The following is a 26,436-nucleotide window of genomic DNA, read 5'->3' on the forward strand; positions in this document are numbered from 1 at the left end:
GGAGACAATCGGAAGGTGAGAGCCGTGATACCCGGGCTGTAGGGACCAATGGCCTGAGCATCGTGTGCGAACGGCAGTCCGGGTCGAATGTCACCGTCGATGGGTGGCTTTCGCATCTTCTGCACGCCGGTATGGTCGCGCGACCATGGACCGGTGGTCGCGACCGTCGCCGACCCTCGGCTCGGCGTCCACGCTGCTGGAACGGAACACCCACCATGGCCGATTTGGGCCCGTTGGACTCGGGATTCATGGAGTTGGAAGACAGCGATCGACACGTCAGCGTCGGGATCGGCGCCGTCGCCATCGTTGCCGGATCGCCGCCGCCGCGCGCGGAGCTCGAGCTGGAGCTGGCGAAGCGACTGGCCGTCGACGGCAGGCTCCAGCAGAAAGTACACCGGGCGCCATGGGATCTAGCCGCGCCGGCGTGGGTGACCGACCCGAATTTCGATCTGGCACATCACCTTCGGTGGATGGCGCTGCCTGCACCCGGGAACGAGGATGCGCTGTGCGAGCTGATCGCCGAGGTGATGGAGGAACGGCTCGATCGTGATCACCCGCTCTGGCAATGTGTAGTCGTCGAGAGCCTGGCCGACGACCGGTGGGCGATGATCGTGAAGGTGCATCACAGCATGGTCGACGGCGTCTCGGGGATCACCCTGTTCGAGCGGCTCTGCGATGATCCGGTCGATCGACCGGACCTCGCCGGGCCGGATGACGGCGCTGCGTCGACCGATTGGGCAGGCCTGCTGGTGAAGTCCCTGCGACTGCCGGTCGACGCGCCGCGGTTTGTGGCGCGGACGCTGAGCGCGGTGATACCGCTGGCGATATCCGCGGTGCTGCCCGCCTCCGGGTCCTCCCTCAACGGATCCATCGGACGGCAACGCCGATACGCCGTCGCGCGGGCGTCGCTGCCTGCGGTCCGGGAGATCGGCGCCGCCTTCGGAACGACGGTCAACGATGTGGTCCTGGCCGCCGTCACCGCGGCCTTTCGCACGGTCTTGCTGAAACGCGGTGAGGAGCCGACGGCCGGCAAGCTGCGCATCCTCACGCCGGTGTCGGTGCGTGCCGCCACCGCGAAAGACATTTTGGACAACCGTGTTTCGGCAATGTTGCCGTTGCTCCCGATCGAATCCGCCGACCCCGTCGAGCAATTGGCCATGGTGCACCGCAGGATGGCCGCACACAAGGCGAGCGGTGAAGCGGCGGCCGCGAACTCGCTGCTCGCATTCGCGCGGTGGCTGCCGTTCGCGTCGATCGCCTGGACCGTGCGCCTGGCGTCGCGATACCCGCAGCGCGGCATCGCGAGTTTGGCAACGAACGTGCCGGGTCCTCGGCGCCGACTTCACCTGTACGGTCGAGAAGTCCTGGAAATCTTGGCCTACGCGCCCATCGCGATGCGCGTGCGCACCGGCATCGCCATTCTCAGCTACGGTGACCAGCTGCGGTTCGGCATCACGGGGGATTACGACAGCACCCCTGATCTGCACCTGCTCGCCGAGCGCATCGAGGAGACCGTCGAGGAGCTACTCCAATGCGCTCGAACGAACGAGATGAGCTGATCAGCTCTGCGGCCGCGCGATGATGAGCGGCAAATCGGCCGCGTGCAGGACGGCTTGACTGACCGATCCGAGGGTCATCCCGGCGAAACCGCCGCGGCCATGGCTGCCGACCACGAGCAGCTGCGCCCATTCGCCCTCCTCGAGCAGCCGCTTGGCCGGTCGATCCTCGATGACCACCCGTTGCACCGCGAGGTCGGGGTATTTCTCTGCGTAGCCGGCCAGTGCCTCGGACAGCATTGCCTCCGCTTCGGTCTGCATCTCGGTGCGCGGAATGTACCGATTGAATTCGGACCAGGTGAGCACGGCTCGTACCGGGACACCGCGACGGAACGCTTCGTCGAAGGCGATATCGATGGCGCGTGCGCTGCATACCGATCCGTCGACCCCGACCACCACCGGGCCGCGCACACGGCGCGGTGAGTAATGCTCGGGCTCCGGGACGACGGCCACCGGGCACTGGGCGTGCCGGGCCATCGCCGTGCTCACCGAGCCGAGCAGTCCGCGGCGGAAGGCGCCCATGCCTCGGGTGCCGACGACCAGCAGCCGCGCGTCCTTGGACCTGTCCCGCAACGCCGGAATCGGCGGTGCTTCGATCAGGAACGTGTCGATGTCGAGATCGTCGACGGGTGCGGCTGCCGCCGTGGCGAATTCGCGCGCGGCCGCCAGTGTCGCCGCGCAGCGCTCGAGGTATTCGTCGTGGTCGACCCGGCGGAAATCGACGCCCGGCCCGAAGTCGGCCGGCGGCCCGATCGCATAGACGATGTGCAGCGGCGCGTCGTGGTGGACGGCGTCGACGGCGGCCCAGCGCAATGCTTCGTCGGCGGCGTCGGAGCCGTCGATACCGACCACGACCGGTGGGTTGATGCTGTTGGTAGACATATGATTTCGTACCTTTCGGTGACGCAGAGCCGGGCGGGGCGCTACTTGGCGTGGACGACCATGACCGGGCAATGCGCACGCTGAACCAGCGAATTACCGGTGGAGCCGAGCAACAGGCCACGGAATCCGCCGCGACCACGGCTGCCGACCACCACGAGTTGAGCGGACCCCGACCAGTCGGTCAGGGCTCGCCGCGGACCGAACAGATACACCTTGCGGATCACCTGGACATCCGGGTACTTCTCCGACCAGCCAGCGAGCTGCTCGGCGATAATGGCTTGCCCGGCGATCTGGGCGTCGTTGTCCGGGATGGTGTAAGGAACTCCGGCGAATCGGTCGAAGAACAGGTCACCCCACGCGTGTACAGCCACGAGTTGGGTGCGGCGCTCGCTCGCCTCGGCGAATGCCGCCGCGACAGCGGGCTCGCTGTGCCGCGTGCCGTCGAGGCCGACAACCACCGGGCCGACACGTCGCGTCCGCTGCTCGGTGCCCGTATCCCGGACGACCACGATGCTGCCCCGGCCGTGACTGGTGACGGCCAGCATGATGGACCCGAGATAGCCGATGGGAGCGCCGTGACCCGCGGTACCGAGCGCGACGAGGTACGCCGTTTCCGATCGACGGATCAACAGTCGGGCCGGGTTGGCCTCGGAGACTTCGGTTTCCACGGTTAGGGTGGGATCGACCTGGTAGGCCAGCCTGCGGGCGGTTGTCACCAGGTCGACACCGCGTTGGCGCATCGTATCGATCACCGGAGGCGCCATTACCTCGTAGATCCCGAGCAGCTCCGCCGATGCCGCCAGATCGAGGCCGTGCACGATGAGCAGCCTGCGGTTGTGCTGGGAGGCGGTTTCGGCGGCCCAGCGGACGGCGAGGTCGGAGGCTTCGGAACCGTCGACACCGACGACTACCGCGGCCGTGGCCAGCCGATGCGGATCGTTGGTTGGGTAGGTGGGCATGGGCGGCGTCCCTTCGGGTCCAGTGATTCTGGTACCCGTAGGTTAGGAACTCGACGTGGCCGGACACGTCTGTCGTTGGTCCCGAATGCGCGGGTCCAAAGGCTGTTATGTCAGAGGTTGGCAGGCTTGCGCGGCGGCTGGTCGGGCAGCGGTGCGGACCAGCGCAACACCGTGCCGCGGTCGGCGCCACGTTCGATCTCGAAGCTGCCGCCGGACTGCTCGGCCCGCGCGGCCAGGTTCTCCAATCCGCTCATGCGGGCAAGGTCCGCGGGGATGCCGGTGCCGTCGTCGGTGATCTCGATGGTGACGTCGTCACGGACCGAGAGGTTGATCGAGACCGTGGTGGCCGACGCATGCCGGACTACATTGCTGACCGCCTCACGCAGTACCGCCTCGACGTCCTCGGCCAGCGGCGACGCCAATACCGAGACGGGTCCGGCCAGCCGGATCGTGGTACGCAGGCCGGTGTCGGCGGTCATCTCGGCGATCACCGCGTGCAGTTTCTTGCGCAAGGTCGGGGCGTCCGCGGCGGTGCTGCTGTGCAGGTCGAAGATCGAGTGCCGGATTTCCTGCACGATGGACTGGATGTCCTGAATGGTCTCGGTGAGCCGGGTTTTGACCTCGGGAGCGCGGGCCCGTTGCGCGGTGCTCTGCAGCGACAGCCCGACCGCGAACAGTCGCTGGATGACGTGATCGTGCAGGTCGCGGGCGATGCGGTCGCGGTCGGAGAGCACGTCGAGTTCGCGCATCCGTCGCTGGGTAGCCGCTAGTTGCAGTGCCAGCGCGGCCTGGTTGGAGAAGGCGGTGATCATCGCTTGTCCGGCCAGGTCGAGCGGCTGTGCGTCGGCCGGGCGCAAGGTGACCAGCACGCCGATGACCGTGTGCTCGGCGCGCAACGGAAGTACCAGCGCCGGTCCGAATTCGACGGGTCCGTCGAATCGCGGACGGAACATCAGCTGATCGCTGGCCACCACCCGGCCGGACATGAAGGCGTTGCCAGAATGCGACCCGGCAACCGGAATCCGTTGTCCAGGCAGGTTTTCCGATCCGGTACCGGCCGCGGCGACGACGACGAGTTCGGTGACCTCGGCATGCGGAATATCGGGATCTTCCGGCAGTGCGAGGAAGGCCAGCGCGGACTGGGTGAGTGTCAGCGCCCGGTCCGCGACCAGCCCGAGCACCTCGTCCGGCTCGCTGCCGCCGAGCAACTCGGTGGCCACGTCCTGAGTCGCTTCCAGCCACTGCTGACGCACGCGAGATTGTTCGTAGAGGCGAGCGTTGGCGATCGCCGTGCCTGCGGCCGCCGCGAGGGCCTGCACGATCACCTCGTCGTCCTCGGTGAACTCCTGGCCGCCTGCCTTTTCGGTGAGGTAGAGATTGCCGAACACCTCGTCGCGGACCTTGACCGGAACACCGAGGAACGTGTTCATCGGCGGATGATGCGCGGGGAAGCCGACCGAGGCTGGATGGGTCGAAAGGTCGGTCAGCCGAATGGGTTTCGGCTCCTCGATGAGCACGCCGAGCACACCGTGCCCGCGCGGCAGGTCGCCGATCATGACGCGGGTGCGGTCGTCGATGCCCTCGTAGACGAATTCGGCAAGCTGAAGACTGTCTCGGTCGGTCTCGCGGACGCCGAGTGCGCCGTACCCGGCGTCGACCAGTTCGATCGCGGCGTGCACGATGGTGCGCAGGGTGTTGTCGAGGTCGAGTCCCGCGGTCACCACCAGCATTGCCTCGATCAGCCGATCCATCTGATCGCGCACACCCACGATCTGGGCGATCCGATCCTGCACCTCGGCGAGCAGCTCACGAAGTCGCAACTGCGACAACGTCTCGATCACCGGGGTCTGACCAGGTCCGGCCGGCTCGGACTGCTTGCCATCCATGCTGGTCATCCTCCCACGCGGCGATGGCAGCAGCGATACGCCGACCAGTCACGTGCGCCCCGCTAGCAGCTAGCGATTCATTCCTTGGGCTGCGGTGTATGGAGCTTCGAGGCGATGATCGCGGCCTGGGTGCGCCGCTCGACGCCGAGCTTGGCCAATAGTCGGGAAACATAGTTCTTCACGGTCTTCTCGGCCAGGAACATGCGGGCGGCGATCTGCCGGTTGGTCAATCCCTCGCCGAGCAGATCGAGCAGGGTGCGTTCCTGATCGGTCAGGCTGGCCAGCGGGCCGGTCTTGGTCTCGGCCTCGTCGCGCAGCTTCGCCATCAGCGCGGCGGCGGCTCGATTGTCGAGTAGCGACTTTCCGGCACCGACCTCGCGAATGGCATCGACCAATTCGAGGGTTCCGATGTCTTTGACGACATAGCCGCTGGCTCCCGCCAAGATCGCGTCGAGCATCGCCTGTTCGTCGGTGAACGAGGTCAGGATCAGGCAGCGCAGCTCGGGGTGCTGGTTGAGCAGGTCGCGGCACAGCTCGATACCGTTGCCGTCCGGCAACCGCACGTCGAGGACGACGACATCGGGGCGCAGCGCGGGGATGCGCGCCATCGCCTGGGAGACGCTGCCGGCCTCGCCGATTACTTCGAGGTCGGTTTCGCTGTCGATCAGATCGGCGACCCCGCGTCGCACGATGTGATGGTCGTCCACCAAGAACACAGTGACCATTCGGATGCACCTCCCTGAGCTGTTGATTCAGCCTACGAAGATTTCTTCGCCGCTGTCGCGGTGTTCGACTCTCGATTGGGGACCAAAGTCCCTTGACGTGGTCCGGCTAAGTGTTTGCCAGGCGCGGAAAGCGCTGTTCACGGTTTCTTGCAGCGATAACCCGGTGTCGAGTGACGTCGCGTCCGACCAGGTCGACGTGGACTCCGCCATCGCGTCGGCAATCCGTGGCGTCGCCTCGGAATCGCCCGCGTCGCGTCGGCTGATCCGGCGGGCGGCCACCTCGGGCGGACACACGCACCGCAGCTGAACCACATCGGCGTGTGTGTCGGCGGCGAGCACCTGGGCGCGCTGCCGTTCGTCCGCATCGATCCAGCTGGCATCGAGGATCACCGAGACGCCGAGCGAGAGCAGCAGGTGGGCTCGGGTCAGCAGCTCGGTGTAGACGTGCGCCTTGTTGGCCGCGGAATACGCTCCCGCGCCGAAGGTTCCGCTGCTGCCGTGCACTCGACCTGTCGCGCGCAGCTGGGCACGCACCTGATCGCTGGAGCAGACCACCGCCCCGGTCAATGCCGAGAGTTCCTCGGCAACGGTGGATTTCCCGGTGCCGGGCAACCCGCCGACCAACACCAGGCGGACGGCCGCCTGATCGAGATGGCGTACGGCGATCAGCAGATGCCGGTGTACCCGATCGCGGGCCGCGGTATCGCCCTGCCGGTAGCGGATGGCATCGACTTTGGCGCGAACCAGCGCACGGTAGGCGATGTAGTGGTCGCGCAGTGAACGAGGCGCGGGATCGGCAGCGGCCAGAAGATAGTCGGCGAGCAGCTGATCACCGAGCTCGGAATGCCCGAGGTACTCCAGATCCATTGCCAGGAAGGCGATGTCGTCCAGACCGTCGACGTAACGCAGTCGATCGTCGAAGTCCAGGCAATCGAGCACGCGGAAGCCGTCGGTCAGATCGAAGATGTCCTCGGCCTGTAGGTCGCCGTGGCCGTCGACAATGTGGCCGTCGGCAATTCTGTTCATCAGCAAGGGTTCCCGGCCGTCGATGAAGCGCATGGCCAGCCAGTCGATGCGATCGACCAGGCACGGATCGGCGACCTCGGCGGGCTCTTCGGCGAGGCTGCGCAACAACTTTCGCCATCGATCGCGCAACGCGTCGGACGTGCCTTCCGCATCGATCTCGGGTCCGCGGCGGGCCGACTGATGGAATCGTGCGATCAGTTGTACCAGCGCCGACAGCCGCGATCGGGACAACTCCGGGTCGGTGAGGGTGTTCGACAGCCTGCGCTCCTCCGGCATCCGGCGCATCAGCACCACCGGTTCGGCCGGCCCTTCGGCCGGATCAGTGAGGTGGGCCACGCCGAGGTACACGTCCGGCGCCAGGCGGCGGTTGAGCTCGACCTCCCTGGCACACGCCAGCTCGCGCAATTGCGGGGTGCTGAAATCGAGGAAGTCGGTGCGGATGGGCTTTTTCACCTTGTATGCCCGTTCGCCACACAGCATCACCAGCCCGGTGTGCGTTTCCCGCAGCTCGGCGAGCGATCCGTATTCGGGCATGGGACACAGCCTTTCGGGGGATCCGATTCGTGTACTCAGCATCACGCACGGCGCGCTGCCGAGGGATGGCCGAAGGTCATTGATGTCAAGGGCCTTCCGGACCGTTTGCCGAAGTCCCTCGAGCTGGGGACATCTTTCTCTTATCCGGACCATCTGACGGTGGCAGCGTGGAGACCGACGACGAAACGGATGGTGGACGACGATGGACTACGGATGGCCCGATGATCAGACTCTGCGGGCGGCGTTGGTGCTCGCGGTGCGGGCCCCGTCGGTCGACAACACCCAGCCGTGGCGATTCCAGATCGATGATCACGTCGTGCACCTGTACCTCGACCCGACGCGGGCACGGTCGCCCGCCGACCCGGATCAACGCGATGCCGTAGTGAGTTGTGGCGCGGTGCTGCACCACCTGCGGATCGCGCTCGCCGCCGCAGGCTGGTCAGCCGTGGTGCGGCGACTGCCGGATGCGGCGAATCCGAACCACCTCGCGGCGATCGAACTGATGCCGCACCGATCGACCATGCTCGAAAGCGCGCTGACCGACGCGATTCGCCATCGGCAGACCGATCACCGTGCCTTCAGTGCCGCGCCGATCCCGCCCGGCTATTTCGGTCTGGTGAGCGAACGGGCCACCACACTCGGGGCCAGCGTCCGACAGGCGGTGCACGGCACGCGCGTGCACTTGATCGAGGCCTTGTGCTCGACGGCGACGCGGGAATTGGGTTGGCCCACCGACGAGCTGACCGACTGCGCCGAACTGCTGGTTCTCGCGACCCCCGCGGACGACCGATTGGCCCGGCTGGCGGCCGGGGAGGCGCTCAGCGCGGTATTGCTGACCGCGACCAACGTGGGCTTGGCGTCCTGTGTACTGACCGAATCGCTCGAGCTCCCTGAGGTGCGCGACCGCATCCGCGGCAGCGTGCTGGAGGGCCGGGCCTATCCGCAGGCCGTCATCCGGATCGGCTGGGCCTCGGCAGCGGCGGCCCCGCTGCCGATCACACCGCGCCGCGCGCTCGGCGATGTGCTGGATCAGTGCGAAGCAACGGCGTGTTGAGCGGTGCCCGCGTCAGCCGGTGGAGAAGTGGGCGGCCCGCCGGTGGATACGGTGGCCAGGGATCCGGGTGCGTTGCGGGGCAACCGGTTTCGGAGTACGGAAGAAGAAGTGTTTGCCTACTTCGGCCAGCGCCAAATAGACGACGACCAGCAGCGCGAGTGCCACGAAGAAGCCGCCGGGCAGCGGGGTGAAGCCCAGACTCCGGGCCAACGGAGTGGCCGGCAGTATGGCGCCGGTGAGCACGGCGGCGAGGGCAGCGACCAACAACGGGACGCTCGGGTGGCTCCGGAAGAACGGGGTGCGCCGCGTGCGGATGACGAAGAGCACCAACGTTTGCGTGGCGAGTGATTCCACGAACCAGCCTGAGTGGAACAGGGTTTCGCCGGCGTGGAACACCCACAGCATGATTGCGAAGGTAGCGAAATCGAACAGTGAACTGATAGGCCCGAAGACCAGCATGAAGCGACGAATAAGCGCGATGTCCCAGCGGGCCGGACGTGCCAGTTGCTCGGGATCGACCGTGTCGGTCGGGATCGCCAGCTGGCTGGCGTCGTAGAGCAGGTTGTTCAACAGGATTTGGGACGGGAGCATCGGCAGGAAAGGGAGGAACACCGAAGCGCCTGCCGCGCTGAACATATTGCCGAAATTGCTCGACGTACCCATCAGGACGTATTTCATGGTGTTGGCGAAGATGCGTCTGCCCGCCACCACGCCGTCGGCGAGCACCTGCAGGTCTTTCTCCAGCAGCACGACGTCGGCGGCGTCCTTGGCGACGTCGGTGGCGGAATCGACTGAGATCCCGACATCGGCCGCGTGCAGGGCGAGCGCGTCGTTGACGCCGTCACCGAGGAAGGCGACATCGACGCCGGAACTGCGTTGTGCCCGGACGATCCTGGCTTTCTGCTCCGGGTCGACTCGCGCGAATATCGTAGTGGTCGAAAGGCATTCGCTGAGGCGCCGGTCGTCGAGGCGGTCGATATCGGGTCCGGTGAGTGCGTTGCCGGGCGGCAACCCCAGCTCGGCGCACACGTGCGCGGCGACCTCCGGGTTGTCTCCGGTGATGACCTTCACCGCGACGCCGAGTCCGGCCAGCCGCGTAAGTGCCTCCCGCGCACTGCTTTTCGGTGGGTCGAGGAAGACCAGGAAGCCGTTCAGCCGCAGCTCGTGTTCGTCGCTGCGGCCGAGTTCGTCCTGTCCGTCGGCGGCGCGGGTGGCGATCGCGACGACGCGGTGTCCGGCGTGGAACTCGTTGTCCAATATGGCCTTTGCTGCGTCCGGCAGGTCGGTGCAGCAGGCGAGTACCGTCTCGGGTGCGCCCTTGGTGATGATGAGACGGTTGCCGCGATCGTCCTCGGCGAGAACCGTGACGAGGCGGCGCTTGTGGTCGAACGGCAGGACCGCCAGGGTCGAATATCGGCTCGCGGCCGCGCGCGGTGCGGTCGGGGCCTGCCAGAGCGCGGTATCTAGCGGATTGCCGTCTACGACAACCCCGTCGTGCACGGTGGCGTCGACGCAGACCATGCCGAGCAGCATCGTCTCGTCCGAGGCGGTGCCGTCCGGGCCGAGGGCGCGCATGAATTCGATCCGCCCCTCGGTCAGCGTCCCGGTCTTATCGGTGAACAGCACCTCGATATCGCCGAGATCCTCGATGCACACCAGCCGCTTCACCAGCACCTTGCGGCGGGCGAGCTGCCTGGATCCGGCGGCCAGACTGGTGGACACCACGGCGGGCAGCAGCTGCGGGGAGATGCCGACCGCGATAGCCAGGGAGAACAGCAGTGCGTTGAGGATCGGCCGGTGCAGCCCCACGTTCACCGCGAAGATGCCGATCGTCAGCACCGCCGCGACGCTCACCAGCAGCAGCGAGAACTGGCGCAGGCCGATCTGGAACGCGGTGTCGGGCTGACGTTTTCCGAGATCGAGCGCGATCCGGCCGAAGACCGTCGAGCCGCCGGTGGACACGACCACGCCGCGGCCCTGCCCGGCGCTGACCACCGTGCCCATCAGCGCGCAGCCGCTGAGCTCGGCCAGTGTGGTTCCGGCGGGCACCTGTCCGGCCGTTTTGTCTACCGGTAGCGACTCACCGGTGAGCACCGATTCGTCACATTGCATGGCCGTCGTGGCGAGCAGCCGGAGATCGGCGGGCACGAGCTGGCCGAGGTGTATCTCGACCAGGTCGCCGGGCACCACGTCGGCCACCGGGACCGTCCTGGCGGTGCCGTCGCGAATGACGGTGGCGCGGTGCTGGATCCGATCATGCATGGCTTCGGCGGCGCGCTCGGCGCGAAACTCGTTGAACAAGCCGAGGCCGACCGATGTGGTCAGGATCAGACCGATGATCACGGCGTCGGTCCGCTGGCCGAGGAAGAACGACGCGGCGGCCGTCACCGCAAGGAGCAGTAGCAGCGGAGAACGTAACTGGCGCAACAACACCGGAAGCAGCCTGGCTCGATGTGAGCGGATCGCGTTCGGGCCGACGGCACGCAGCCGACTGCGGCTCTGCTCAGCCGACAGTCCGGTTGCGGTGACCGCCAGCGCCGACAGCACGGCCTCGGCCGGCATCGCGCCCGCGGTCAGCACGGGGAGTTGTGCGACGGCTGCCGTCCCTCCGGTCGGCTGGGGTGTGGTGGATTTTGCAGGGCGGCCAGGAAGGGTTGGTGCGCGCATCCTGTTGCGTCACATCATCCGGCGCGGCGTGTCGTTCGCCTGCACCGGCCGGAAGTCGAATACCTCGGACAGGGGACGCCGCGGCGTCGGGTCGGGTTCGCTCTCGTCCTTCGGTGCGACGCCGATTCGTAGCACGATCTGCGGCACACCGGGCTGGGTGATCAATTCGGCCAGTACCGATCTGGTCGCGACGAGCTCGGTGACCTGGGTGAGTTCACAGGTGGTGAGGCCGCGTGCGGTGCACTCCAAGAGCGTGTCGGACAGTGCCTCACCGGTGTGCAGCCATTGGCCGGGGGAGTCGCCGACGGTGCTGAGCACGATCAGTCGCGCGCGGTCTTCGAGGTCGGCGCGGCGGTTCGAATAGGGTGCGAACGGAAAAGCGCGCCCGACATCGGTTCGGGCGGCCTCGGTCGCCGACACCAGCGCGGTCGCCGGGATGCCTTGTTCCGGCTCCGAAGATTCACTCCACCACTGTAATTCGTCGTGGTATGCGCTGTCGTACCGACGGAGCGCGGTGGCGTGCCTGGCGGCTTCGGTCAGCCGGGGGCGATCGGCGTCGGTGATCTCGTCGACCGTCACATGGTGTGGTCGCGCCAGTTCACGCACCGTGTCGAGGACGTCGGACCAGTCGCCGGGCGCCGACATCGGCAGTCGATCGGAGTGCCGCCGCGAGATGGCGCGCACCCTGGCGGCGGTCCGGTTCAGCGGTCCGTACCACGGCTGGAACTCGAACACGGCCAGCAGCTCCGGCCTGCGGGGATCGGGGATCCGGGTGACGTAGGTGAACCAGCCCATCGATACGAACGCCTGGCGGGCGTGGTCCAGTGCCGCGCCGCAGCTGATCGTCAGCTGGCGGTCCTGCGGATCGGCCGCCGGGAGCCGCAGATCGGTATCGCGGTACAGGAACAGCCAGGTGCCGTCGAAGACCCAGCGCCAGGGTTGGGTGTTGTGCACCGATGGCGCCCGACAGGCGACCGTCAGCGCCGCCCGCACAGTGGGGAGGTCGGGTGCGCATGAATCGCTTGCTGCATTCATATACCGAGTGTCGGCCGACGGCATCCGTTGCCGGGATGGTCTTTTCGCACCGAATCCGAGGTCTATCGTCACCGATTCCGGCGCGCGCGGTCCGCTTCCTCCGCAAAAGGACCTTGTCGGGTAGTCGGTCCCTGCCGCCGGGGACCTTCGGCCCTGCCCGCACGGTGCGTCCGCTGGTGACATGGGGACCGCTGAAAACGCCGGACTAGCGGGAAGCGGGCCTATCCATGACAGTTTCCGAACTGAAGTCGACCGGGGTGCGCGCCGAACCGATATCCGTGTCGACCCGCGGTGCGGTGACCGGCGAACACCTCGCCCAGGCGACGCGCACCATCGAGCGGATCATGCGGCGTCACCATGTCGAGGGCACCGCGCGTGTGCGGCTCAGTGCCGCGCCGTGCCCCGACGGTCCGATGCTGGTGCAGATGAATCTCGATTTCGGGGATGTGCCGGTCCGGGCGCAAGCCGCCGGCCGCGGCGGGTTCGCGACCACATTCACCGCCGAGCGGCTGGATCGGATACTGGCCGGCGTCACCGCGGGCGCGGTGCGGCCGCGCTGGCCGGATCCGTGGCGGCCGCAGTTGGCCGTGTGCACCGAGCCGCGGCCGATCGTGCGCCGCAAGCATTGTGCGCTGCTGAGCGGGACGGTGGCCCAGGCGACCGCGGTGCTGGAGGCCATGGACTACGACGCCCACCTGTTCACCGACAGCGAGACCGGGATGGATGCCGTGATCCACCGCGCGGGTCCGTGGGGCATCCGGCTTGCCCGGCAACACCGGCTCGGACTGCCCAGCGCGGGGGAACCGTTGGCGCTCACCGTGAATCCGTTTCCGACGGCCCATTTCAGCGAGCACGAAGCGGCGGATCGGTTGTGCCGCTACGGCTTGCCGTTCCTGTTCTGCACCGATCCGCGGGACGGCCGCGGGCGGCTGTTCTATCGCCGCTATGACGGTGACCTCGCGGTGGTCGCACCCGCCTAATCCAGCAAAAGAGAAAGGTAGGCAACCAGATTGTCGCGTGACCTGACCCAACGTGAAATCCTGACCGAGCTCGAGCCGATCGCCGAAGACTGTGTGCACCGGCACCTTTCGATGACGAAGGACTGGCATCCGCACGACTACATTCCGTGGGAGCAGGGCCGTAACTTCGCCATGCTCGGCGGAACCGACTGGCACGCTGAGCAATCCACGCTCAGCGAAGTGGCCAAAGCGGCCATGATCACCAATCTGCTCACCGAGGACAACCTGCCCTCCTATCACCGGGAGATCGCCGAGAACTTCTCTCGCGACGGTGCATGGGGGACCTGGGTCGGCCGCTGGACCGCGGAGGAAATGCGGCACAGCACCGTAATCCGGGACTATCTCGTGGTGACTCGCGGCGTGGACCCGATCGCGCTCGAGGAAGCGCGAATGATCCACATGACCAACGGATTTGCCTCCGGCGCCACCGCCGCCGAGGTGGACAGCGGCGCGGGTTTCCTGTATTCGGTTGCGTACGTGAGCTTTCAGGAGTTGGCCACCCGGGTCACCCATCGCAACACCAGCCGAGTGTGCGAGGACCCGATCGCGGACAAGATGTTGCAGCGCATCGCCGCCGACGAGAACCTGCACATGATCTTCTATCGGACGGTCTGCGGCGCGGCGCTCGATCTCGTGCCGGATCAGGCGATCGAGGCGATCGACGCGATCGTGCAGAACTTCCGGATGCCCGGCGCGGGTATGCCGAACTTTCGCCGCCACGGTGTGCTGATGGCCAAGCACGGCGTCTATGACCTCCGCCAACATCTGGAGGAGGTGTTGGCGCCGGTGCTGCGGCAATGGAACATCTTCGGGCGCAACGATTTCACCGCGCGTGGCGAGCAGATGCGGGAGCGGCTCGCGGCTTATCTCGACGACCTCGAACGGGTAAGGATTCCCAAATTCGAGGAGCAGCGGGACCGTTCGCTGGCGCGGGAGCGAGCGCGGGCCTGATCCGGTTCGGAACCCGGGTACGACGACGGGCGACGTCGTACCCGGGTTCCTTCCCACCGCTATCCCTCATCGAAAGCAAGGATGTCGGTGACCGGGCGACGCGGCGACGTCGGAGGTTCTTCTCCATCCGGAGCCGAGCCGACTCGGATCACGACCTGCGGCACCACATGGTGGGCCAGCAGGCTCGTGATGGTTTTGCGTGCGGTGGGCAGTTCGGTGATGTGGCTCAGTGCGCAGCTGGCCTGACCGGCAACGGTGCATTCCAGCAGCACCGCCGACAGTGCCTCGCCGGCGTGCAGCCAGGAGAGCATCGAATCGTCTTCGGTGCTGAGCACCATCAGTTGTGCCTGGTCCTCGATGTCGCCGCGGCGCGCGGAATGCGGCGCGGACGGGAAGGTGCGACCGACCGGCACCCGGGAGAACTCCGCGTCCGAGACGAGCGTGCTGCGAGGTATGCCCTCGGTTACGTGGGAATGTCCAGTCCACCAATGCAATTCGGTCTGGTACTCCATGTCGTAGCGGCGCAGCGCGGTCGCCTGCTGCGACGCCACGGCCAGCCGCGATCCCCCTTCGGCATCGAGGACATCGAGCTCGACATCGTGCGGGTTCGCCAGCATCCGCGCCAGATGCACGAGCTCGCCCCACTTCCGCGGCGGGAGCATCGGCAGTCGATCGGTGTGCCGCAGTTCGATCGCGCGGGCGCGGGAGTGCACCCCGATCGGGGCGTCCGGCCACGGGCGGAACTCGATGGATGCCAGCAGATCGAGCCGCTCGGGATCGGGCAGCCGAACGGTGTCGGTGTGCCAGCCCCGCGCGGCGAACGCGGTGCGCAGATGATGCAGCGCCGCGCCGCAGCTGATGACCAGCTGTCTGCCGTGCGGATCGGTCGAGGTCAGCAATCGTTCGTTGTCGCGATGAAGATGCAGACGCGTGCCGTCGAACACCCAGCGCCACGGCTGAGTGTTGTGTACCGAAGGGGCTCGCCCGGCCAGCCGCACAGCCGCCGTAATCGTCGGTCGATCCGGTACGAAGGTTTCGGGAATTGCATCACTTTCGGTCATACATCGAGTGTCTGTCGCGCCAAGTGCAGCGGCTACAGGCCTTGAGCCCGCGCCGAAGGGTCCAAAGTCACTGCACGCGGGCCTGGTACCCACGAGGGAAAGATCAGGGCCGAAGGTGAGCACTACAAGGGACCTACAACTCTGGGTGGTCGCTATGGCGCGGCCGATGATTGTGGGACGCGATTGCTCCTGTCGGGGGAGTGGGCCAACCGGGCCGGCACTCGATCGCGTTCCCCCGCTGAGCAGCAAGGCACATCATGACAACCTCGTCTCGACATTGGGCAGTCGTCGTTTCCCTGATCGCCGCAGTTTCGTTCGGGTCGGCCGCGTGTGGCGCCGACACCGCGTCCACTCCGAAAGTGACTCCGTCGCCTACCTCGACCACTCGTCTCCAGCCGACGACGACGGCGTCGACACCCCCGACCAGCTCGACGACATCAGCAGCACCCGCCGTGGCGACGCCCGTTGCGCCGCCACCCACCACGGTGGCGGTTCCCCAACCATTTGTGCCGCAACCGCCGGCCGTCCCAGCCGTGGCGCCGACGATCAACCCGCCGCAGCCGACGACCACCTCGCCGACTGTCCCCAGCGCCTATTACCCCAATTGCGCCGCCGCTCGCGCGGCCGGCGCCGCGCCGCTGCATCGCGGTGATCCCGGCTATAGCTCGAAGCTCGACCGCGACAACGACGGAATCGCTTGCGAGTAGCCGGAACTCGCCTGAATCGCCAGGATCGCGGGTGTCATGGGGCCGAAGGGTTATCCGCGTGCCGCCCCCGTGGCTTTCAGTCTGCGGATGCCTCGGCTGAGCAAGGGGTTGTCCCACATGTTCGGCGGGGTGCGTTCGGGGTCCAGCAGTTCGTTCTCCGCCAGCGGACTGTCCTCGTCCTGGACGGTCTCCGGCGCGAACCGCATCAGGGTCCGGCCGTTGCCGCGCAAGGCTTCGACGGTGTGCAGGAGCGATGAGGTTTCAGCGAGGGTGGCGTCGAATTCGGCGAATTCGGCGCCGAGGTGTTCGCAGATCAGCTGGCGGCGGACGCCGAGAATGGTTTCCCGTAGCCGGTCACCGTCCGCGGTGGCGGGGGTGACCTCGATGGCCAGATCGCATTCGGTGTCGAAGCCCATCGAACGGTTGTTGAGGTTCGATGAACCCACCCGCAGCAGCCGGTCGTCCATCACCAGCACTTTGGCGTGGACGTAGATCGGCGCACCGGCCTCGGTGACGGGGTAGTAAACACCGAGCCGATTCTCGGTGTCGGCCTTCCACAACAGATGCAGTAGGCGGCGGCGGGCGCCGTCCATCGCCTGTTGCTCGAGCCAGCCGTCGGCGTGCCGGGGCAGCACCAGCACGATCTCCGGGCCGTTCGGCTCGCGCAGCCGCGCGGCGATCGCCTCGGCGAGCGTGCGCGAAGCCAGGTACTGGCTTTCGATGTACAGCGACTTCGTGGCGCCGGCGATCGCCGCCAGATACAGCGCCTCGATCTCCCGCACCTCGGCGCGGTCGGCGAGCTCCGGGAGGGTCCGTGCGATACCCACGGCCACGGACCGCATCGTCGGCTCCAGTCCGTCCGGCCACGGTGTGTCCCCGGTGATCTCGTCGACCGCGGCCAATTGCTGCCCCGTCGCCGCCTTCCATCGGGCCCTGGCCAATTCGCCGATCGCCTTCGCCGCGGCGCCGTCTACGGCGGTGGTCGCGTCGTGCCATGGTCCGTACCGGTTGCCGTTCGGCTCGGTACGGTAGTGGTTGTCGTCGCGGTGATCGCTGGTGTCCCAGCGGTCGACGGTCATGTCGATGCCGCCGCAGAACGCGAGCGCGTCGTCGATCACCACGATCTTCTGATGGTGCGCCGAGCCGATCGGATGGGCGCCGTCGATTTCGAAGTGCAACCGCCGATCGGTCATCCAATTGACGATGAAGATCGGGGTCATACCGCGCGTGATCGCCGCGAACGCGCCGACATTCCACTTCAGCAGGTAGATGTCGAGATCCGGTCGCTGTTTCGGCAACCAGGACAGGAACTTACCCAGCCGATTGGGCCCGTCGAGGGTCTGCTCGTGCGGTTCGAACTTGATCCGGGTATCGAAGTCCCAGCCGATCAGCACAATGCGCTTGCGGGCCTGCAGCATCGCGGACTTGGCGTGCCGGAAGTAGTCCGCCGCGTCGACGATGCACGCGAGCCGATCGGCCTGGGCGATCTGCCAGCAGGTTTCGCCGGGGGTGAGGATTTGTTGCTCGTCGCTCATGGGTAGTCAGTTTCTCTCATCCGGCCTGGGCACCCGTCCCCGCAGGTGGCCGATTCACACTACTGAACGTGCTTTCGGCCGCTCATTGCGCGCGCAGGATGCGGACCAGGAAGGCGCCGGTCACGGCGGCCATCGTTGCGGCCATCAAGAGGCCGCCGGCTACGCCGATCGCGGCGACGAGCAGGGTGGATTGCCCGGGTTGCCACAGCGGGGTGGCGAAGGCGGTGAATACCAGGAGTCCGGCGGACCAGGCCAAGGCGGTCGCCCAAATCCATTGGCGCGCATGGTGCAAGCGGTGGCGTAGCGCCAACCACTGGGTGACACCGATGGACAAGAGGATGATTATCCCGCCCGCTAGCCACCATCCGCGATAGCCGATGGTCCTCTGCCGCGGTGACCGGATGCACGCGATCGTTTGGTGCGCAGGGGCCGATGGTCACGGGACCGCTGTCAGGCGCTCGAACCTCGTTGCGAGTGCGTGGGTGAGCTGGTCCTGATCGGTGACGATGTCTGGGTCGGCAATGACGGTGACGCCAAGGGTACCTGCGTAGGACAGCACTGCGAAGGTCACACCGACATTGCCCGGGGTTGCCACGGACGGGATGAGCGCTGTCACGCGGCACCCGTCCAGGTGTATGGCCGTAGCGGGCCCACGGAGGTTCGTTTCGAAGGTGTGTACAACGCGCTGATGCTCGATGAACGCCTCGAACAAGCCGGTGCGATGCAGCAGCCGAAACGCACCGCCCAGTGGCGCCGCGGACGAGGACCGGACGGTCGACCTGCTCATCGCCTTCGACACGGCGACGATGTCGGTCAGCCGGGTCGCGTCGTCGTCAACCGCGGGAATCGAGATCGGCCGGACTCCGGTGTCGTTGCCCAAATTGCTCGGATCCGCGGCTCGGCGGCCTGCGATCGGCACCGATATCACCAGCTGACGCGGCCGTTCGTCGCGCGCATGGAGGATATCCAGTAACGCACCGGTGATCGCGGCGAGCACTACGTCATTGACGGTGCCGTCCGCATGGTGCGCGGTCGAGACGACGTCGGCCAGATCGACCACGACCCGGGTGAGGCGGCGCCGAGACGAAGTCGGCCGGTTCAGGGAAGTTCGTTCGATCGGACGCAGGCTGGACCAGCTGATTCCGAGTTCGCGCAGCCCCGCGAGTCCGCGCCGGATATCGACCGGCAGGCCGCGAATCGTGTGCAGTCGGTCGCGGGTCGCATCGGCGGCCAGCGCCCACCGGCTGGGTGGTGGTTGTGGAAATCGCCGGATCGGTGGCGCCTGCCCCTCGTCGGCCAAGGCGGCGAGCACGGCCAGACCGCCGAGGCCGTCGGTGAGCACGTGGTGCGCGATGATTATCAACGCGCAACTCGTTGCCGAGATGACCAGGCATGCGCGCCACAGTGGTCGATCCGGCGGCAGCGGTCGGCACAACATGTCGGTAGCGATCCGGTAGAGCTCTGGTTCTGTCATTGATTCCGGCCGGGCGCGCACCTCCAGGTGCCGGTCGAGCAGAAACCCGGGGGCATCGACCCAGATAGGCCGCCCGCAACCGAAGGGCGTGCGCCGCAACGTTTGCCGGAATCGAGGTATCCGTGGGATTCGGTCGGCGAGCAGCGACCGGACACTCGCCGGTGTCGGGGCGGCGGCATTGTCGAACAGTAAGATCGCGCCGATGTTCATCGGTATCGTCGTGTGGTCGCTGACCAATACGGTGAGGTCCATCGGCCCCGCTCGTTCGATCGAGACCCGAGCGGGTCGTGTGATCGACAGCGCGGGTTCAAACACCGGCGATGTCGCGGCGGTCGAAGATCGGCAAAGCGGCCAGCGCACAGCCGATTCCGGTGAGCGTGAGCCACAGATAAGAAACGGGGAGTCCCGCGCCGAGTGGTCCGTGGGCGACGGCCTGGTGGAACGGTGACCATGGACCCCATGGGCGTACCGCGGTGACCAGCTGGCTGGCCACGTACAGGACATAGGCGGTGACGGCGAGGATCGAGGCCCCGGCGAGCGCCAGCGCACGCTTACCGGTGGCCGCACCGATCGCGGCGGCGATCAGTCCGAATTCCATCCCCAGCAGGGTCATCGACAACGCGCCGGAGGCGGCGAAGGCGATCGGTACGCCGAGACCGAAGATGGCCGAGCACGCCACGATCGACCCGAAGAGCGCGAGTCCGAGCACTGCGACCGAGGTGATGACCACGGCGGCCTGCTCCAGCGCGAGTCGAATCGGTGAGACACCGTTGAGCAGCAGCACTTCCAGGGTGCCGCGTTCTTCGTCGCCGGCGATGCCCCTGGCACCACGTCCGATGGCGAAGACCAGGAACAGGACCGGCATCATCATGGTGAACAGCTCGACATTCAAAAACCCTGTGCCGGTGGAGAATTGGTCGAGGTTGAACAGCTTGCGCATGGCTTCGGGATAGTTCTTCAGGAAATCCTGCATACCGGACATGTCCGAGAACGACGGCCAGATGGCGGATTCGAGCAGGACGATCAGGACGACGCCGATGCTCCAGCCGATGAGTCCCCGGCGCTGGTCGCGCAGAGATTTCGTATACACGGTGCGCAGCATGGCGTTTCAGTCCTGTCCGTAATAGTTGAGGAAGATCTCTTCGAGATCGGGCTCGCGACTGACGATGTCGGTGACCTCGAACGGCGCTATGACCCGTAGCAGTTCCGCCGTCGAGCCTTCGAGCTCGACATGCACCGCCTTGGTGTTGCGGTGTACCGACCGCACGCCGTCGAGCTGCCGCAGCCGGTCCAGTGCCGGTACCGCACCGGCGAATACGAGATCGATGTGGCGCAGCGGCCGGGCGGTGAGCTCGCCGATCGAGCGGACCTCGACCAGTCGCCCTTGGCGCAGGATGCCGACCATATCGGCCACCTCTTGCACCTCGGAGAGCACATGCGAGGACAAGAAAACGGTGCTGCCCGCAGCCTTCGCCTCATGGACCAGGGTGTGAAATTCGCGCTGCACCAACGGATCCAGCCCCGCGGTCGGCTCGTCGAGGACGAGCAGTTCAGGTTCGGACATGAAGGCCTGCACGATGCCGACCTTCTGCCGGTTTCCATGCGACATCGCGCCGATACGCACCGTGGGGTCCAGCCCGAGTCGTTCGATCAACCGGCGGCGTACCTTGTCGTCGACGCCGCCGCGCAGGTGTGCGAGGTAGCGCAGATACTGGTCTGCCGTGAGATCGGGGTATCCGACGAATTCGCCTGGCAAGTAGCCGATATGGCGTTGCGCCTCGGATCGTGCGCGCACCGTGTCCGCCCCGCCGATGGCCGCGCTGCCACTGGTCGGTCGCATCAGGCCGACCAGTAGCCGAATGGTGGTGGTCTTTCCGGCGCCGTTAGGTCCCAGGTAGCCGAAGACGACTCCGGCCGGGACTTCGAGATCTACGTCGACCAGAGCAGGCTTGCGCCCGTAGCGCTTGGTCAGGCCCTTGGTGCTGATAATCGCTGACATCCGAGTTCTCTTTCTCTCGACCGGGCGCCTATCGGCCCGCGGTCGCACCGCCGTCCAGCACGAATTCCGATCCGGTGGAGAAGGTGGCTTCGGTGACGAGGAAACGAACCATCGCGGCGACCTCTTCCGGATCGCCGAAACGTGGCAAAGGCTGTGTGGCGGCGACCGATTCGTCGAGCCCGGCCGTCATCGGTGTGTGGATCGGGCCGGGGTGCACCGAGCACACGCGGATATCGTCGGGACCGAGCTCGATCGCCGCGGCTTTGGTCAGGCCGCGCAGTCCCCACTTACTCGCGACATAGCCGCCGATGCCCGCGTATCCCACCAGCCCTGCGGTCGAGGACATGTTGACGATCACCCCGCCACCGCCGGCCCGCAGGTGCGGCACGGCCATATGCATGCCGAGCCAGGCGCCGTACAGGTTGACCTCGACGACATGCCGGAACATCGCGGGCGGCTCGCTCTCGATGGTGCCGTAGTCGAGGATTCCGGCGTTGTTGACCAGAATCGCCAGCGGCCCGAAGGTCGCCTCGGTCTGGTCGATGAGGTCGCGCCAGTTCTGTTTGTCGGTGACGTCGTGCCGCTGGAACATGACGTTGGGCCCGAGCGCGCGTGCCAGGTCTCTGCCTTCGGGCTCGAGCAAGTCGGCGATGACTACCGCGATGTTCTCTTTGGCGAGTGCTCGCACGATGGCGGCGCCGATGCCGCGTGCGCCGCCGGTGACGATGGCGCTTCGTCCACTGAAACCGTTCACTGTGACAACCTCCGGGAGTATGGGTTCGTGTCACTCGAGCTTCGCGTGGATCGGTGTCGGGCGAGCCTGGCGAAAGTCCTCAGTGCGCAGGACTATCCGACTCAGTGTCGGTTATTCGATCGGCAGTCGGTCGTCGGTGGCGGGCGCGAGGTCGAATTCGCGGATCTGCCCGCCGCTGAGGGTGGATGGAATTCCGGCGACATCGATGTCGATTACCGTGGCGGTAGCGCAGGGCCTGCTGGTCAGCTGAAGCCGACGGTGATCGAGGACGACGTCTATGCGCTGGCCGCGGTATTGCACACCGAACCGCACCCCGGTCAGTTGCGGCGGCAGGCACGGGTCGAACACCAGCCGGTCGCGATGGCAGTGCAGGCCGGCGAAGGCGCGGATCACGATGTCGACGGTGCCTGCCATGGCGCCGAGATGGATGCCGTGCTTCGTGGTGCCGCCCTGGGTATCGTCGAGATCCGCGACCAGCGCCTGCGCGAACACCGACCATGCTCGATCCGGCCGCATGCGCGCCAGCACCGAAGCATGCACGACCTGACTCAACGTCGAGCCGTCCGCAGTGCGTCGTAGGTAGTAATCCAGTGTGCGGTCGAGGGTTTCGCGGGTGCACGGGTAGCCGAGGCGGTCCAGCAGAGTGAGTAGCCGCCCCGGGCCGAGCAAGTAGATCAGCATCAGCACGTCGGCCTGTTTGGACAGCTTGTATCGGTTGGCGGTATCGCCTTCCGCCTCGAGGATCAGATCCAGGCGGCCGATGTTGCCGTAGCGATGTCGATATGTGTCCCAGTCGAATTCGGCGAGATCGGCATAGCCGTCGAACTGGCTGAGCACGCCGTCGTGGAACGGGACAGCCATCCGCTGGGCCAGGCGCGACCATCGGTCGGGTTCGCGTGGATCGTCGATATTGATTCTGCGGCACAGTGTTTCGCGTGCATGACCGGCCAGTAGGTCGAGAGTCTCGACGGCTTTGCCGCACACCCAGGCGGTGAGCACGTTGGTGTAGGCGTTGTCACGCAGCCCGGTGCCAGGGGCGTCGGGATATCCGTCGTGGTACTCGTCCGGGCCCATCACTCCGTCGAGATGGTAGCGATCGGTGGCGGCGTCATAGTGCGCCATGGCGGTGAACGCCCGGGCTACCTCGATGATCAACTCGGCACCGTGCTCGGCGAGCCAGTCCAGGTCACCGGTGTATTCGTAGTACTGCCAGGCATTGTGCGCGATGGCCAGTCCGACATGGCGTTGCCGACGGGAATTGTCGGGCATCCACCGCTTCGATCGCGGGTTGAACAGCTCGGTCGGCGTCTCCTCCCGGCCATCGCTGCCGCTCTGCCACGGGAACAGTGCCCCGGGCAATCCGTGCTCGGTCGCGGCGAAGCGGGCCGCGGGTAGTCGGCGCGACCGGTAGCGCAGCACGGCCTTTGCCACCTCGGGCCGGTAGAGCGTGAGCAAGGGCATGAGGAACAGCTCGTCCCAGAACACATGGCCGCGATAGCCCTCGCCGTGTAGTCCGCGCGCCGGTACGCCCGCGTCGAGCTCGGCGGTGTGCTCGGTGATCGTTTGAGCGAGGTGGAACAGGTGCAGGTCGAGTACGAGGCGGGTCTGGGTGTCGATGCCGTCGAGTTCGATCGCGACCTGGTCCCACTGATCGGCCCAGATCCGCTGATGCTCGACCTGTAGATCGGTGAAAGTCGCTGGTGCGCAGGACAATTCCGCGATCGTTCCGAGTGCGGGCGTGGCGATGGCATGGTCCCTGGATGTGACGATCGCGACGATCTTGTCGATAACGGAGGGCTGTCCGTCGCGCACTGCGACGCGGAAGCGTTGGGAATAACGGTCTGCGCCATCGTTTTCGGTGATCGGCGGGTCCGTCGCGACGTCGCCGCGAACCGTGGTGCGTGCGGCTACGGCGATCCGGATGCGGCTGGAACTCGTCTCGGCCTGGACGACGAATGTCCGCGGATCAACCGGCTCGGCTTCGATCCGGGACAGCTGCCGATGCGTGAACGGTGGGTACTCCGCGACGTTGGCATTGGTGACGCCCGCGTCGACGCCCGACCGTACCTCGACGGAGCCACTCCAGCCCTGTGGCACGAGCGTGGTCTCCAACGCGGCCACATGCGGGCGGGCAAGCGACACCAGGCGGCGCTGGGTCACCAGCAGCGCGCGGCCCTGCGGCTCGACCAGCAGTGCGGACCGGCTCAGCACCCCGGCGCGCAGGTCGAGGTCGCGGCGTTCATTGCGTACCGCAACGGCGCCGCCCGACCACCACACACCGCCGAAGCCGATATCCAAGGGGAGCCAGTTCGGGATGTTCACGAGCTGCTCGTCTTCGATCTCGTGGCCGGCTGCGGTGCCGGTCCGCCGGTTGTAGACACCCGCGAGATAGGTGCCTGGGTAATGCACTCCGCCGCAAGGGTATTCGGGTGCCGCGCCGCGGGTGCCGAGGTAGCCGTTGGACAACGTGGTGAGCGCCTCGCGCTGGCCCTCGTGGGCCGAGTCCGAGCCGCCATAGCTGAGCAGCCACGGATCGGTCAGCAGGATGCCGAGGTCGAGTTCTGCGACGTCGTGCACCACGAGATCCGCGCCCGCGGCGGCCAGGCCATCCGGACGCAGCCTGCGATCGATCCCGACCACCAGCCCGAACCCGCCCGCGGCACCGGCTTGCACGCCCGAAGGCGCGTCCTCGATGACGACCGCTCGGGCCGGCGGCACCCCGAGGCGGCGGGCCGCTTCGAGGAAGAGTGCCGGGTCGGGTTTGCCCGGCAGCGAGAGCATTTCGGCGACGGTCCCGTCGATGATGACGTCGAACAGGTCGGTGAGGCCCGCGGCGGCCAGGATGGCGTGCGCGTTGCGGCTGGCGGTGACCAACCCCGCGGGTACGCCACCGGCCCGCAGTCGACACACCAGGTCGACTGTTCCGGGAAATGCGTGAACGCCTTGTTCCGCAATGAGATTCAGGAAGATCGTATTCTTGTGGTTGGCCAGGCCGTGTGCCGTCCACGCGTCGTCAGGGTCATCGTCACTGCCGAGTGGCAGGGTGATGCCCCGGGAGGACAAGAATGCGGTGACTCCGTCGACCCGGGCTCGGCCATCGACGAAGCGGCTGTAGTCCTCGTCGTCGAACGGACGGGTCGGCACGGTCGTGGCCAGCCTGCTATCCCGCAACACGGTGTCGAACAACTGTTTCCACGCTGTGGCATGGACGGTGGCGGTGTCGGTGACCACACCGTCCATGTCGAACAGCACGGCATCGTAGGGTGGCCGGGCGCCGAGCGGTCCGGACGCCGCGCTGTGGTCCATAGCTGACTCGGCTTCCGTGGTTAGCCTGCCTGAGCGTCGGCCGGCAGATCGGCAACCGCTGTGCTGCCACGTTCGGCGCGCTGCTTGATGCCGATCAGCATCTTGCGCTCCATTATCCAGCTGCCCGGCTCCATGATGAGCCGGTTGAACAGTCTGGTCGGCAGGCCGGATTCGGGGAGGGTGATTCGGTTGCGGCTCACCAGCCGGGTTCCCTCGGTGCTCGGATAGAGCCCGAATGCCCATACCCAGTGTCCGTCTGCGGACGCGAAGACGAGGGCCCGCTCGGGATCGATGATGGCCGCTCGCATGCGCGGACCATTCTCGCCGAGCGCGAAAGTGTCACCCACGGTGAGGTTTTGGAACTGTGGCAGGATCTCGTCCGCGCTGTGCATGTTCAGCCCGAGCAGGTTCTCGATCCAGTCGTAGGTATAGGCGCCACCCCGGCCGGGACCGAGTTGGACCAGCCACGGCCAGATCGCCGCCGGAGTCGCGGCGATCGTGATCGCCCTCGTGGCAACGATGTCCGGCTCGGCGAGCAATTCGTCACCGGGCATCGCGCGGGCGACCTCGTCGGTAGTCGCACCCCAGGTGAGACACCGACGGCGCAAGATCATCTGATAGCCCGCTGCCAATCCGGCCAGGTACGTCGCGGTTCCTACGGCGAGCGCTGTCTTTGTTTTCATGAGCTGATTCCCGTGTGTTCGGCCAAGAGGATGCGGTGGGCTTCCTGGGCGGCGGTTGCGGTTCGGTCACTGTCCGGTTCGGTGTCCGGGAGTGCTTCCAGTCCACGCGCGAGCACCGTGACCGCCTCGGAAAGGGTCTGCAGGCGGTCGGCGAGGTCGGTGAGTCGGTTCTCCACCGTTTCTTCGTCGTTCGGTCCGGGCGAGACGCCGAGCAGGACGCGATTCAGCGTGACGGGCAGTCGAGAGAAGAGATGCTCGAGCAGGCCGGGGGAGAGCAGATCACGGAACGCGTCGGTGACTATCCACATCAGACCTACCGATTCGTCGTCGGTAATGCCTGCCGCGCAGGCGAATTCGGCGAGCACGGTGTTCACGTCATGCGACGCCGGGGTGCGGCCGGGCACCCAGCCCTCGAAGTATGCGCCACGCAGCAGTTCGGGCAGCTGTGCGCTGAGGTGCGCGGCGGCATGCGGCTCGAGGCGGTCTCGCACGGTGTGCAGCCAAGCACGGGTGGCCCGGTAGGCGAAGGTGCGATCGTCGGTGGCCATGGCGTGGGCGACGTGGCGTAACCAGACGTTGGCGGAATGGACGGCAGGGGCGAAGGGGTCTCGGGTATGTGACAC

The 26,436-nt window shown here is 66.7% G+C and carries 22 protein-coding genes; 5 read left to right on the plus strand and 17 right to left on the minus strand.

Translation table 11 applies throughout. From position 1 onward, the window contains the following. Positions 1–215: 215 nt before the first annotated feature. Positions 216–1,559, plus strand: coding sequence for a wax ester/triacylglycerol synthase family O-acyltransferase (locus tag ACQPW1_RS14300; protein WP_433663201.1), 1,344 nt, complete (start codon positions 216–218; stop codon positions 1,557–1,559). On the opposite strand, the gene ACQPW1_RS14305 is transcribed toward ACQPW1_RS14300, so the two are convergent. From ACQPW1_RS14305 to ACQPW1_RS14325, 5 genes are all read right to left on the minus strand, one after another. Continuing rightward, complete coding sequence (locus ACQPW1_RS14305) at positions 1,560–2,438, minus strand: universal stress protein (RefSeq protein ID WP_433663202.1); 879 nt, start codon at positions 2,436–2,438, stop codon at positions 1,560–1,562. It lies immediately after the preceding gene. A 41-nt stretch (positions 2,439–2,479) separates the two neighbouring features. Next, positions 2,480–3,397, minus strand: coding sequence for a universal stress protein (locus ACQPW1_RS14310; protein WP_433663203.1), 918 nt, complete (start codon positions 3,395–3,397; stop codon positions 2,480–2,482). 110 nt (positions 3,398–3,507) lie between these two features. Further along, positions 3,508–5,283 carry a GAF domain-containing protein gene (locus ACQPW1_RS14315; protein WP_433663204.1) on the minus strand — a complete coding sequence of 592 codons (1,776 nt, stop codon included), beginning with the start codon at positions 5,281–5,283 and terminating at the stop codon, positions 3,508–3,510. A gap of 77 nt (positions 5,284–5,360) precedes the next feature. Beyond that, entirely contained in the window at positions 5,361–6,008 is a 648-nt protein-coding gene (locus ACQPW1_RS14320; RefSeq protein WP_433663205.1) for a response regulator, read from the minus strand. Between the two features lie 27 nt (positions 6,009–6,035). After that, positions 6,036–7,568, minus strand: a complete 1,533-nt coding sequence (locus ACQPW1_RS14325; RefSeq protein ID WP_433663206.1) for an AAA family ATPase — start codon at positions 7,566–7,568, stop codon at positions 6,036–6,038. A 202-nt stretch (positions 7,569–7,770) separates the two neighbouring features. Here ACQPW1_RS14325 and ACQPW1_RS14330 point away from each other — a divergent pair, with 202 nt between their 5' ends. Beyond that, positions 7,771–8,622: an Acg family FMN-binding oxidoreductase gene (locus ACQPW1_RS14330; protein WP_433663207.1), complete on the plus strand. Its 852-nt coding sequence runs from the start codon at positions 7,771–7,773 to the stop codon at positions 8,620–8,622. Positions 8,623–8,634: 12 nt separating this feature from the next. On the opposite strand, the gene mgtA is transcribed toward ACQPW1_RS14330, so the two are convergent. Both mgtA and ACQPW1_RS14340 read right to left on the minus strand, forming a co-directional pair. Beyond that, positions 8,635–11,289: a magnesium-translocating P-type ATPase gene (gene mgtA / locus ACQPW1_RS14335; RefSeq protein WP_433663208.1), complete on the minus strand. Its 2,655-nt coding sequence runs from the start codon at positions 11,287–11,289 to the stop codon at positions 8,635–8,637. Positions 11,290–11,298: 9 nt separating this feature from the next. Next, positions 11,299–12,324: an Acg family FMN-binding oxidoreductase gene (locus ACQPW1_RS14340; RefSeq protein ID WP_433663209.1), complete on the minus strand. Its 1,026-nt coding sequence runs from the start codon at positions 12,322–12,324 to the stop codon at positions 11,299–11,301. A 227-nt stretch (positions 12,325–12,551) separates the two neighbouring features. Between ACQPW1_RS14340 and ACQPW1_RS14345 the strand changes: the two genes are divergently transcribed. Both ACQPW1_RS14345 and ACQPW1_RS14350 read left to right on the plus strand, forming a co-directional pair. Continuing rightward, a complete protein-coding gene (locus ACQPW1_RS14345; protein ID WP_433663210.1) occupies positions 12,552–13,304 on the plus strand; it encodes a sigma 54 modulation/S30EA ribosomal C-terminal domain-containing protein in 753 nt (250 codons plus the stop codon). Positions 13,305–13,334: 30 nt separating this feature from the next. Beyond that, positions 13,335–14,294 carry an acyl-ACP desaturase gene (locus ACQPW1_RS14350; RefSeq protein WP_433663211.1) on the plus strand — a complete coding sequence of 320 codons (960 nt, stop codon included), beginning with the start codon at positions 13,335–13,337 and terminating at the stop codon, positions 14,292–14,294. 59 nt (positions 14,295–14,353) lie between these two features. Here the strand turns inward: ACQPW1_RS14350 and ACQPW1_RS14355 are convergent, their stop codons facing one another. Next, a complete protein-coding gene (locus tag ACQPW1_RS14355; RefSeq protein WP_433663212.1) occupies positions 14,354–15,355 on the minus strand; it encodes an Acg family FMN-binding oxidoreductase in 1,002 nt (333 codons plus the stop codon). Between the two features lie 452 nt (positions 15,356–15,807). Between ACQPW1_RS14355 and ACQPW1_RS14360 the strand changes: the two genes are divergently transcribed. Beyond that, entirely contained in the window at positions 15,808–16,062 is a 255-nt protein-coding gene (locus tag ACQPW1_RS14360; protein WP_433663213.1) for an excalibur calcium-binding domain-containing protein, read from the plus strand. A gap of 50 nt (positions 16,063–16,112) precedes the next feature. Here the strand turns inward: ACQPW1_RS14360 and ACQPW1_RS14365 are convergent, their stop codons facing one another. The 9 genes from ACQPW1_RS14365 to ACQPW1_RS14405 form a co-directional block, all read right to left on the minus strand. Beyond that, positions 16,113–17,597 carry a phospholipase D-like domain-containing protein gene (locus ACQPW1_RS14365; protein ID WP_433663214.1) on the minus strand — a complete coding sequence of 495 codons (1,485 nt, stop codon included), beginning with the start codon at positions 17,595–17,597 and terminating at the stop codon, positions 16,113–16,115. An 82-nt stretch (positions 17,598–17,679) separates the two neighbouring features. After that, on the minus strand, positions 17,680–17,931 hold the full coding sequence (locus ACQPW1_RS14370) for a hypothetical protein (protein WP_433663215.1): 252 nt from the start codon (positions 17,929–17,931) through the stop codon (positions 17,680–17,682). Positions 17,932–18,033: 102 nt separating this feature from the next. After that, positions 18,034–19,323: a wax ester/triacylglycerol synthase domain-containing protein gene (locus ACQPW1_RS14375; RefSeq protein ID WP_433663216.1), complete on the minus strand. Its 1,290-nt coding sequence runs from the start codon at positions 19,321–19,323 to the stop codon at positions 18,034–18,036. A gap of 55 nt (positions 19,324–19,378) precedes the next feature. Continuing rightward, complete coding sequence (locus ACQPW1_RS14380; RefSeq protein ID WP_433663217.1) at positions 19,379–20,161, minus strand: ABC transporter permease subunit; 783 nt, start codon at positions 20,159–20,161, stop codon at positions 19,379–19,381. 18 nt (positions 20,162–20,179) lie between these two features. After that, a complete protein-coding gene (locus ACQPW1_RS14385) occupies positions 20,180–21,070 on the minus strand; it encodes an ATP-binding cassette domain-containing protein (protein WP_433663218.1) in 891 nt (296 codons plus the stop codon). Positions 21,071–21,098: 28 nt separating this feature from the next. Next, complete coding sequence (locus tag ACQPW1_RS14390; protein ID WP_433663219.1) at positions 21,099–21,824, minus strand: SDR family NAD(P)-dependent oxidoreductase; 726 nt, start codon at positions 21,822–21,824, stop codon at positions 21,099–21,101. A 111-nt stretch (positions 21,825–21,935) separates the two neighbouring features. After that, the gene (locus ACQPW1_RS14395; RefSeq protein ID WP_433663220.1) at positions 21,936–25,130 is read right to left on the minus strand and encodes a beta-phosphoglucomutase family hydrolase; all 3,195 of its coding nucleotides are present in this window, start codon (positions 25,128–25,130) and stop codon (positions 21,936–21,938) included. Between the two features lie 20 nt (positions 25,131–25,150). Then, positions 25,151–25,813 carry an SRPBCC family protein gene (locus ACQPW1_RS14400; protein WP_433663221.1) on the minus strand — a complete coding sequence of 221 codons (663 nt, stop codon included), beginning with the start codon at positions 25,811–25,813 and terminating at the stop codon, positions 25,151–25,153. After that, on the minus strand, positions 25,810–26,436 hold the full coding sequence (locus ACQPW1_RS14405; protein ID WP_433663222.1) for a DUF2267 domain-containing protein: 627 nt from the start codon (positions 26,434–26,436) through the stop codon (positions 25,810–25,812). Before ACQPW1_RS14405 ends, ACQPW1_RS14400 begins: the two co-directional genes overlap by 4 nt.

Source organism: Nocardia sp. CA-128927 (assembly GCF_050955855.1).
Lineage (GTDB): Bacteria > Actinomycetota > Actinomycetes > Mycobacteriales > Mycobacteriaceae > Nocardia.

Bases quoted from the DNA above. Each gene is read 5' to 3' on its own strand.
- ACQPW1_RS14300 (WP_433663201.1), top strand. From the start codon at position 216: ATGGCCGATTTGGGCCCGTTGGACTCGGGATTCATGGAGTTGGAAGAC.
- ACQPW1_RS14305 (WP_433663202.1), bottom strand. From the start codon at position 2,438: ATGTCTACCAACAGCATCAACCCACCGGTCGTGGTCGGTATCGACGGC.
- ACQPW1_RS14310 (WP_433663203.1), bottom strand. From the start codon at position 3,397: ATGCCCACCTACCCAACCAACGATCCGCATCGGCTGGCCACGGCCGCG.
- ACQPW1_RS14315 (WP_433663204.1), bottom strand. From the start codon at position 5,283: ATGGATGGCAAGCAGTCCGAGCCGGCCGGACCTGGTCAGACCCCGGTG.
- ACQPW1_RS14320 (WP_433663205.1), bottom strand. From the start codon at position 6,008: ATGGTCACTGTGTTCTTGGTGGACGACCATCACATCGTGCGACGCGGG.
- ACQPW1_RS14325 (WP_433663206.1), bottom strand. From the start codon at position 7,568: ATGCCCGAATACGGATCGCTCGCCGAGCTGCGGGAAACGCACACCGGG.
- ACQPW1_RS14330 (WP_433663207.1), top strand. From the start codon at position 7,771: ATGGACTACGGATGGCCCGATGATCAGACTCTGCGGGCGGCGTTGGTG.
- mgtA (WP_433663208.1), bottom strand. From the start codon at position 11,289: ATGCGCGCACCAACCCTTCCTGGCCGCCCTGCAAAATCCACCACACCC.
- ACQPW1_RS14340 (WP_433663209.1), bottom strand. From the start codon at position 12,324: ATGAATGCAGCAAGCGATTCATGCGCACCCGACCTCCCCACTGTGCGG.
- ACQPW1_RS14345 (WP_433663210.1), top strand. From the start codon at position 12,552: ATGACAGTTTCCGAACTGAAGTCGACCGGGGTGCGCGCCGAACCGATA.
- ACQPW1_RS14355 (WP_433663212.1), bottom strand. From the start codon at position 15,355: ATGACCGAAAGTGATGCAATTCCCGAAACCTTCGTACCGGATCGACCG.
- ACQPW1_RS14365 (WP_433663214.1), bottom strand. From the start codon at position 17,597: ATGAGCGACGAGCAACAAATCCTCACCCCCGGCGAAACCTGCTGGCAG.
- ACQPW1_RS14375 (WP_433663216.1), bottom strand. From the start codon at position 19,323: ATGGACCTCACCGTATTGGTCAGCGACCACACGACGATACCGATGAAC.
- ACQPW1_RS14385 (WP_433663218.1), bottom strand. From the start codon at position 21,070: ATGTCAGCGATTATCAGCACCAAGGGCCTGACCAAGCGCTACGGGCGC.
- ACQPW1_RS14395 (WP_433663220.1), bottom strand. From the start codon at position 25,130: ATGGACCACAGCGCGGCGTCCGGACCGCTCGGCGCCCGGCCACCCTAC.
- ACQPW1_RS14400 (WP_433663221.1), bottom strand. From the start codon at position 25,813: ATGAAAACAAAGACAGCGCTCGCCGTAGGAACCGCGACGTACCTGGCC.